General features: G+C 42.2%; 8 protein-coding genes and 4 tRNA genes. All 12 read right to left on the bottom strand.

Translation table 11 applies throughout. From position 1 onward, the window contains the following. A partial coding sequence (locus tag WBM49_RS09010) for a GTP-binding protein (RefSeq protein ID WP_424371719.1) occupies positions 1-215 on the bottom strand: 215 nt, incomplete at its 3' end. Between the two features lie 51 nt (positions 216-266). Continuing rightward, positions 267-338, bottom strand: a tRNA-Thr gene (locus tag WBM49_RS09005). Positions 339-517: 179 nt separating this feature from the next. Further along, a tRNA-Gly gene (locus WBM49_RS09000) sits at positions 518-590 on the bottom strand. 103 nt (positions 591-693) lie between these two features. Beyond that, positions 694-775: transfer RNA gene (locus WBM49_RS08995), tRNA-Tyr, on the bottom strand. A gap of 22 nt (positions 776-797) precedes the next feature. Continuing rightward, positions 798-874, bottom strand: a tRNA-Thr gene (locus WBM49_RS08990). 85 nt (positions 875-959) lie between these two features. Then, complete coding sequence (gene hpf, locus WBM49_RS08985; RefSeq protein WP_424371718.1) at positions 960-1,277, bottom strand: ribosome hibernation-promoting factor, HPF/YfiA family; 318 nt, start codon at positions 1,275-1,277, stop codon at positions 960-962. 50 nt (positions 1,278-1,327) lie between these two features. Beyond that, a complete protein-coding gene (locus WBM49_RS08980) occupies positions 1,328-2,215 on the bottom strand; it encodes a tyrosine-type recombinase/integrase (RefSeq protein WP_424371717.1) in 888 nt (295 codons plus the stop codon). Positions 2,216-2,302: 87 nt separating this feature from the next. Continuing rightward, the gene (rpsU, locus tag WBM49_RS08975) at positions 2,303-2,497 is read right to left on the bottom strand and encodes a 30S ribosomal protein S21 (RefSeq protein WP_424371716.1); all 195 of its coding nucleotides are present in this window, start codon (positions 2,495-2,497) and stop codon (positions 2,303-2,305) included. A gap of 70 nt (positions 2,498-2,567) precedes the next feature. After that, positions 2,568-3,731 (bottom strand): acyl-CoA dehydrogenase family protein, encoded by a 1,164-nt coding sequence (locus WBM49_RS08970; protein WP_424371715.1) that lies wholly within the window; start codon positions 3,729-3,731, stop codon positions 2,568-2,570. Continuing rightward, positions 3,728-4,588 carry a ComEA family DNA-binding protein gene (locus WBM49_RS08965; RefSeq protein ID WP_424371714.1) on the bottom strand — a complete coding sequence of 287 codons (861 nt, stop codon included), beginning with the start codon at positions 4,586-4,588 and terminating at the stop codon, positions 3,728-3,730. The genes WBM49_RS08970 and WBM49_RS08965 overlap by 4 nt, the downstream gene beginning before the upstream one ends. A gap of 10 nt (positions 4,589-4,598) precedes the next feature. Further along, entirely contained in the window at positions 4,599-6,212 is a 1,614-nt protein-coding gene (locus WBM49_RS08960; protein ID WP_424371713.1) for an alanine/glycine:cation symporter family protein, read from the bottom strand. Next, a partial coding sequence (locus WBM49_RS08955) for an alanine:cation symporter family protein (RefSeq protein ID WP_424371712.1) occupies positions 6,209-6,537 on the bottom strand: 329 nt, incomplete at its 5' end. The genes WBM49_RS08960 and WBM49_RS08955, both read right to left, overlap by 4 nt.

The following is a 6,537-nucleotide window of genomic DNA, read 5'->3' as shown; positions in this document are numbered from 1 at the left end:
GTACTGTACTCCACGTGAGAGGTGTTGATAGTGATACCACGCTCTTTTTCTTCAGGAGCGTTATCGATCGAATCGAAGCTCTTCTTTTCAGATAGTCCAGCTTCAGCCAATACTGTGGTGATGGCCGCTGTTAGGGTGGTTTTGCCGTGGTCAACGTGACCAATGGTCCCGATATTGACGTGAGGCTTGGAACGGTCGAAGGTTTCTTTAGCCATTGCTACTTGTTTTTGTTCTTTGTTCTAATTGTTACTAATACATTACCGTTGAGCCAATGACGGGAATTGAACCCGTGACCTCTTCCTTACCAAGGAAACGCTCTACCCCTGAGCTACGTCGGCAATTTTTGGGTTTGTGTTTTCTTGTTCAGGGATCTTGGACCATACCCTCACAACCCTACCCTAAACGGCAAACGTTCACTCAAAGTTCTTGAACAGAAGGTCGCACCAACGGCGTGACGACATTCCGCCCTTCTGAGCGGGAGATCACGCCAACGGCGTGACGACATTCCGCCCTTCTGAGCGGGAGACCGGGTTCGAACCGGCGACATTCAGCTTGGAAGGCTGACGCTCTACCAACTGAGCTACTCCCGCAATTTTTGGTATTCTCACTATGTCAGGGACAAATCCCGATCGTATTTGTTACCTTAAGCAAGCACTAACAAATTCCTTCTGCACTGCTCTCAGCAACTACTCGTGGGGAGAGCAGGATTCGAACCTGCGAAGACGTAGTCAGCAGATTTACAGTCTGCCCTCGTTGGCCGCTTGAGTATCTCCCCCTCCATGCTTTTTAATGAACTTTGGAGCCGATAGAGGGACTCGAACCCACGACCTGCTGATTACAAATCAGCTGCTCTAGCCAGCTGAGCTACATCGGCTTAACCGCCTTTTTAAAGCATAAAAAAGTCCGCTATTTCTAACGGACTGCAAATGTAGATAATTTTTATATTAAACAAAACTATTTTACAAAAATTTTAAAGATGGCGAAACCCTTGGTTTTTGTTTCTTTTTAACCAGTTTTCGCTGCAGAGAATCACAGGCCGAATCGATAGCTTCTTCAAAGGATTTACATTGTTTTTTTACAATAAAAGTGTCCTTTGGTATATGTACTTTGATCTCCACAATTTTATTCTCCTTGGCACTGGTATTTTCCACTTTTAAATACACATCCGCATTGATGATTCTATCATAAAATACCTCCAACTTGTCTAAGCGTTTCTGAATGAATTCAATCAATTTAATATCCGCGTTAAAATTAACAGATTGGGTATTTACCTTCATAGATCAACATTTATTGAGTTACACTTATTATTTACTTCACAATTGCTTTACTATCTATTCCTGGGATGTGCCTTGGAATGCACTTTCTTTAGTTCGGCAATACTGTTGTGGGTATACACCTGAGTAGATGCCAAACTTGCATGTCCCAACAATTCCTTCACGGAATTCAGATCTGCCCCCTGGTTGAGCATGTGCGTCGCAAAAGTATGCCTCAGGATATGTGGACTCTTTTTTACCTTAGAAGACACCTTACTAAAATATCCATTTATAATTCTATAAACAAGCGTTTCATAGATTTTATTGCCTTTGGAAGTGATAAAAACTGTTTGGGAATTTTCACCATTTTCAATCACTTTTCGCAGTGTAAAATACTCTATAAAGAGGTGTATCGTGCTTTCCAATAAGGGAATAATACGTTCTTTGTTTCGCTTCCCTAAAACCTTTATACTGCGGTTGGAAATATCCACATTTTGCAGCTTCAGGTTAATGAGCTCTGCCCTGCGCATGCCTGTGGCGTATAACAGCTCTATGACCAACCGGTCCCGAACACCTTCAAAACTATTTTCAAACGGAAGTACGTTCAGCATTTCTTCCATCTCTGCTTCAGAGAATGGAATCTCCAATTTTTTAGCCGTTTTCAAGGCTTTATGCTTGGCCAATGGATTGGTCTGAATGCTACCAGTTTTCATCAGAAATTTGAAATACGATTTTAGAGAGCTCACCTTGCGGTTTACACTCCTATTGCTGATCTTGGTTTCCACCAGGCTAACGATCCAATTTCTGACCATAGGATAAGAAGCATCCTCAATATTGGATAGTTCGTATGCTGTTTTACAAAAAACACAAAAGTCGGTCAGATCCTTTTCGTAGGCCTTTACCGTATGAGGCGAGTATTTCTTTTCGAGGGATAAATAGGATATAAATGCTGCAATGGCCATACGACAAAGGTACAAAAGCAGCCTTGAGTTCTGTCCAAAAAAAAATCCTGCCGTAGCAAGATTTTTCTATTTAGTGATTTTTGAGTATTATATCTCTTCCTGATCTCTTAGTCCCTGAATGTATTGGGCTTTTTGGACCTGTTGTCTGCGTTCTACTGAAGGCTTTGTAAACTGCTGACGTTTTCTCAGCTGTCTCATAGTACCTGTTCTGTCGAACTTTCGTTTAAAGCGTTTTAACGCTCTATCAATGTTTTCTCCTTCTTTTACTGGTATAATTAACATTGGCTACAACCTCCTTTCTTTAGTGATTAGGGACTGCAAATATAAAAGGAATAAATGAAATGAAACAAACTTATTTTAAAATATTCTTTGCGATCACCACCTTTTGGATTTCCGTAGTTCCTTCCCCAATGGTACAAAGCTTGGAATCTCTGTAAAATTTCTCCACCGGAAAATCTTTGGTATAGCCATAACCACCATGGATCTGAACTGCCTCACTGGCCACTTTCACACAGACTTCTGAGGCATACATTTTAGACATCGCACTCCATTTGGTCATTTTTCTACCCTGGTTTTTTAAAAAGGCTGCCTTGTGCAACAACAATTCTGAGGCTTCTATTTCTGTGGCCATATCGGCCAATTTAAAGGATATACCTTGAAATGCACTAATTGGCTTCCCAAATTGAACCCGCTCCTTGGAATATTTCAAAGATGCCTCATAAGCCCCTTTGGCAATCCCAAGGGAAAGCGCCCCTATAGAAATTCTTCCGCCATCGAGTATCTTCATAGATTGTATAAATCCTTCCCCAACTTCACCCAGCCTGTTCTCATCCGGGATACGGCAGTTGTCGAAAACCAATTCGGCCGTTTCACTGGCGCGCATTCCCAATTTATCTTCTTTTTTTCCGCTAGAGAATCCTTTGGTACCCTTCTCTACGACAAAGGCAGTCATACCATGACTATCACCTTTTTCTCCTGTACGGACAATTACCACGGCTACATCCCCGCTTTTTCCATGGGTAATAAAATTCTTGGCTCCATTCAGGATCCAATGATTGCCGTCTTTAACAGCTGTGGTGCTCATGCCTCCGGCGTCAGAACCGGTATTGTGTTCCGTGAGCCCCCAGGCACCTATCCATTCTGCACTGGCTAGTTTAGGGATCCATCGTTCCTTTTGCTCATCATTCCCAAAAGATAAAATATGATTGGTACAAAGAGAATTATGGGCTGCAACCGATAAACCTATGGAAGGATCTACCTTAGAGATTTCCTCAATAATAGCGATGTACTCATGATAGCCAAGACCAGAGCCTCCTAATGATTGAGGCACCAATATTCCCATAAATCCCATTTTCCCAGCCTTTTTAAAGACCTCCACAGGAAACTCCTGAGATTCATCCCATTTCATTATATATGGGCGGATATGTTGTTCGGCAAATTCCCGGGCCGACTCAGCGACCATGCGTTGGGTTTCCGAATAGTCAAAACTGAGTTCAGACATTGTTTCAGTGATCATAGTAGCAATTTTTCTAGGGACAAATATAACTTAATTCTACCTATTCGATCTGTGGGAAAATCTTCAATTTTTGTTAATTCTGCAATTGAATCGAATTGTCCTATACTATCTCTATAATGCACTATTCGTCTTGCAAGTCCTTTATTTATATACACTAGGCTGGCAAGATCATTGACAGTTGCAGTATTCAAAGGTATCTTTTTAATATCAGGGACACTTATTACTTTAAATAGCTTCATCGCCCTTCTGGCTACCTCCGGTTTTAGTCCATACACATCAAAAAGCTGTTCGATATCCACGAATCCTCCTAAACTATTCCTGAATGCAATGATCCTTTTGGACAGCACCTCACCTATACCTGAAATACGCTGCAGGGACGCTTCGGAAGCGGTGTTAATGTCTGCGTACTCGGCATTTACAAAATCAGTGTCTTTTTCAATGTCTGCAACCTTGGTCCATGAGGGAAATTTGAAGTAGGGCCCTATTACTGCCAAAAGAGAATCTGACACCTGACTCACCTTCTGAAACTCCCGGGCAGAATTGACAAAAAGACCCTGTTTTCGAAAAGCGTATATCCGGTCTAATTCGGATGGTGCTAGGCCCAATACATATCCCTTATAATCGGTAATAAAATTAGGGTTAAATACCTTTAGAGGCTGCACTTCCTTTAGTAGTTGAGATGTTTTAACGCTATCTATATAAATAGTAACGATACTGTCTACTGCAAAATTAGAGGTTGTGTTACGAACAGTTTGGCCGGTGTACAGGTAATACCCAAACTGCAGCCCGGCTATGAGCAACAGAAGAAAAAAGATCCCACGTTTTTCCTGTTTTGTGAACCGGAGGTGGGATCTCATTTTCTTCCATTTATTTCTTCATGGCTTTAATAGCATCCAAATACTTGGTCATCTCTTCCCGTACTTTTGGGAATAAAAATAAGAGCCCCAACATATTTGGAAATACAAGTGCGAGGATCATGGCGTCTGAGAATGCAAATACTGCTCCCATAGATGCTGATGCCCCAATAACCACGAATATTACAAAGAGCAATTTATAGGTTAAATCTGCAGTTTTACTGCGGCCAAACAAATATTTCCATGACTGCAGTCCGTAATACGACCAGGAAATCATGGTAGATACCGCAAAAAGCACCACTGCCAAGGTTAGAACATAAGGAAACCAGGGTAATACAGATTCAAAAGCCAGGGAAGTTAGTGTTACACCTCCAAGAGAGGCTCCATCTACTATTACATTCCCTGCCCCATCACCTCCGTATTCAAAGACCCCACCGCTATTGTAGAAAATAATGACCAACGCGGTCATAGTACAAATAACCACAGTGTCAATGAACGGCTCTAAAAGTGCCACGATACCTTCACTGGCAGGATATTTAGTCTTAACTGCAGAGTGGGCTATTGCCGCAGACCCTGCCCCGGCTTCATTAGAAAATACAGCCCGTCTGAATCCTACTATCAGAACACCAAATAAACCACCGAGTCCGGCTTCTGGGGTGAATGCACCTTTAAAAATCAGAACAAAGGCATCATCTATATATGAGAAATTGGCAAAAATTACTGCCAAACAGGCCAATGCGTAGATTACGGCCATAAATGGGACTATTTTTTCGGTAACCGAAGCAATTCTTTTGATCCCTCCTATGATCACTATCCCCACAACAATTGCGAGTACAACACCAATAAAAAAACCAGAAGAACCACCTTCTAAGCCCATCATGGCAGACAGTTGTTCCGCTGCTTGGTTAGATTGAACCGCATTACCACCTCCAAAAGAAGCACCAACGCATAGGACCGAAAAAACAACTGCCAGCACCTTGCCTAAACCTGTAAAACCACGCTCTTTCAGACCTCTGGATAAATAATACATAGGACCCCCATATACGGTGCCGTTCTCATCTACATCTCTGTACTTGACACCCAGGGTACATTCCACAAATTTTGTACTCATACTCAATAAGCCACAGACGATCATCCAAAAAGTAGCACCGGGCCCTCCAATGGCGATGGCCAGAGCAACTCCGGCAATATTTCCTAGTCCTACCGTACCCGAAACTGCGGTTGCAAGGGCCTGAAAATGACTTACTTCACCTTGTTTGCTTTCATCCCTTATAGTGTCTGGCAGGTCTCCATCCACAATATTTACTTCGGCTTTCTCTACCCCGTGGCCCTCAGGAGATTCAACGGAGTCGTACTTGCCCCTTACTACATTAATAGCCAGGGGAAATCTTCGAATATTTACAAATCCGAAATACAAGGTAAAAAATACTGCCCCTAACACAAGGATGATCACTACCAGGGGAATGCCTGTACCGGGTACCTGCCAAAAGACAATTCCTTCCCAGACAGCCGTTATGGGCTCAAACCATGCGTTTATGCGCTCATCTAGTCCCATCTCCGCCTTTTCTTGTGAAAAACTGAACAACGGCAGCAAAAAAGCGATGAAGGCTGACAGATTTGGTTTCATGCTTGTTGTTTTTTATAAAGCTGATTCGACTTTAATTTTTGCCAATAGGTTTTAAGATCTCCTTTAACTTCTCCAGACATAATATAGAGACCAATAATATTTGGAAATGACATAGCCAGGATCATCATATCAGAAAAGTCGAGCACCGCCCCCAAACTAACCGAGGCGCCTATTACCACAAAAACAAGGAATAAAAGTTTATAGATCATTTCTGATCGTTTGCTCTTTCCAAAAAGATAGGTCCACGCACGCATTCCGTAGTAAGACCAGGAGATCATGGTAGAAAAAGCAAAAAGAAAAACAGCGATCCCAAGAACATAGGGAA

The sequence above is a fragment of the Muriicola sp. genome (genome assembly GCF_049669965.1).
In the GTDB taxonomy this organism is placed as follows: domain Bacteria; phylum Bacteroidota; class Bacteroidia; order Flavobacteriales; family Flavobacteriaceae; genus Muriicola.
The sequence above is the reverse complement of the archived record's forward strand: the minus strand, read 5'-3'. Positions and strand labels throughout refer to the sequence as shown.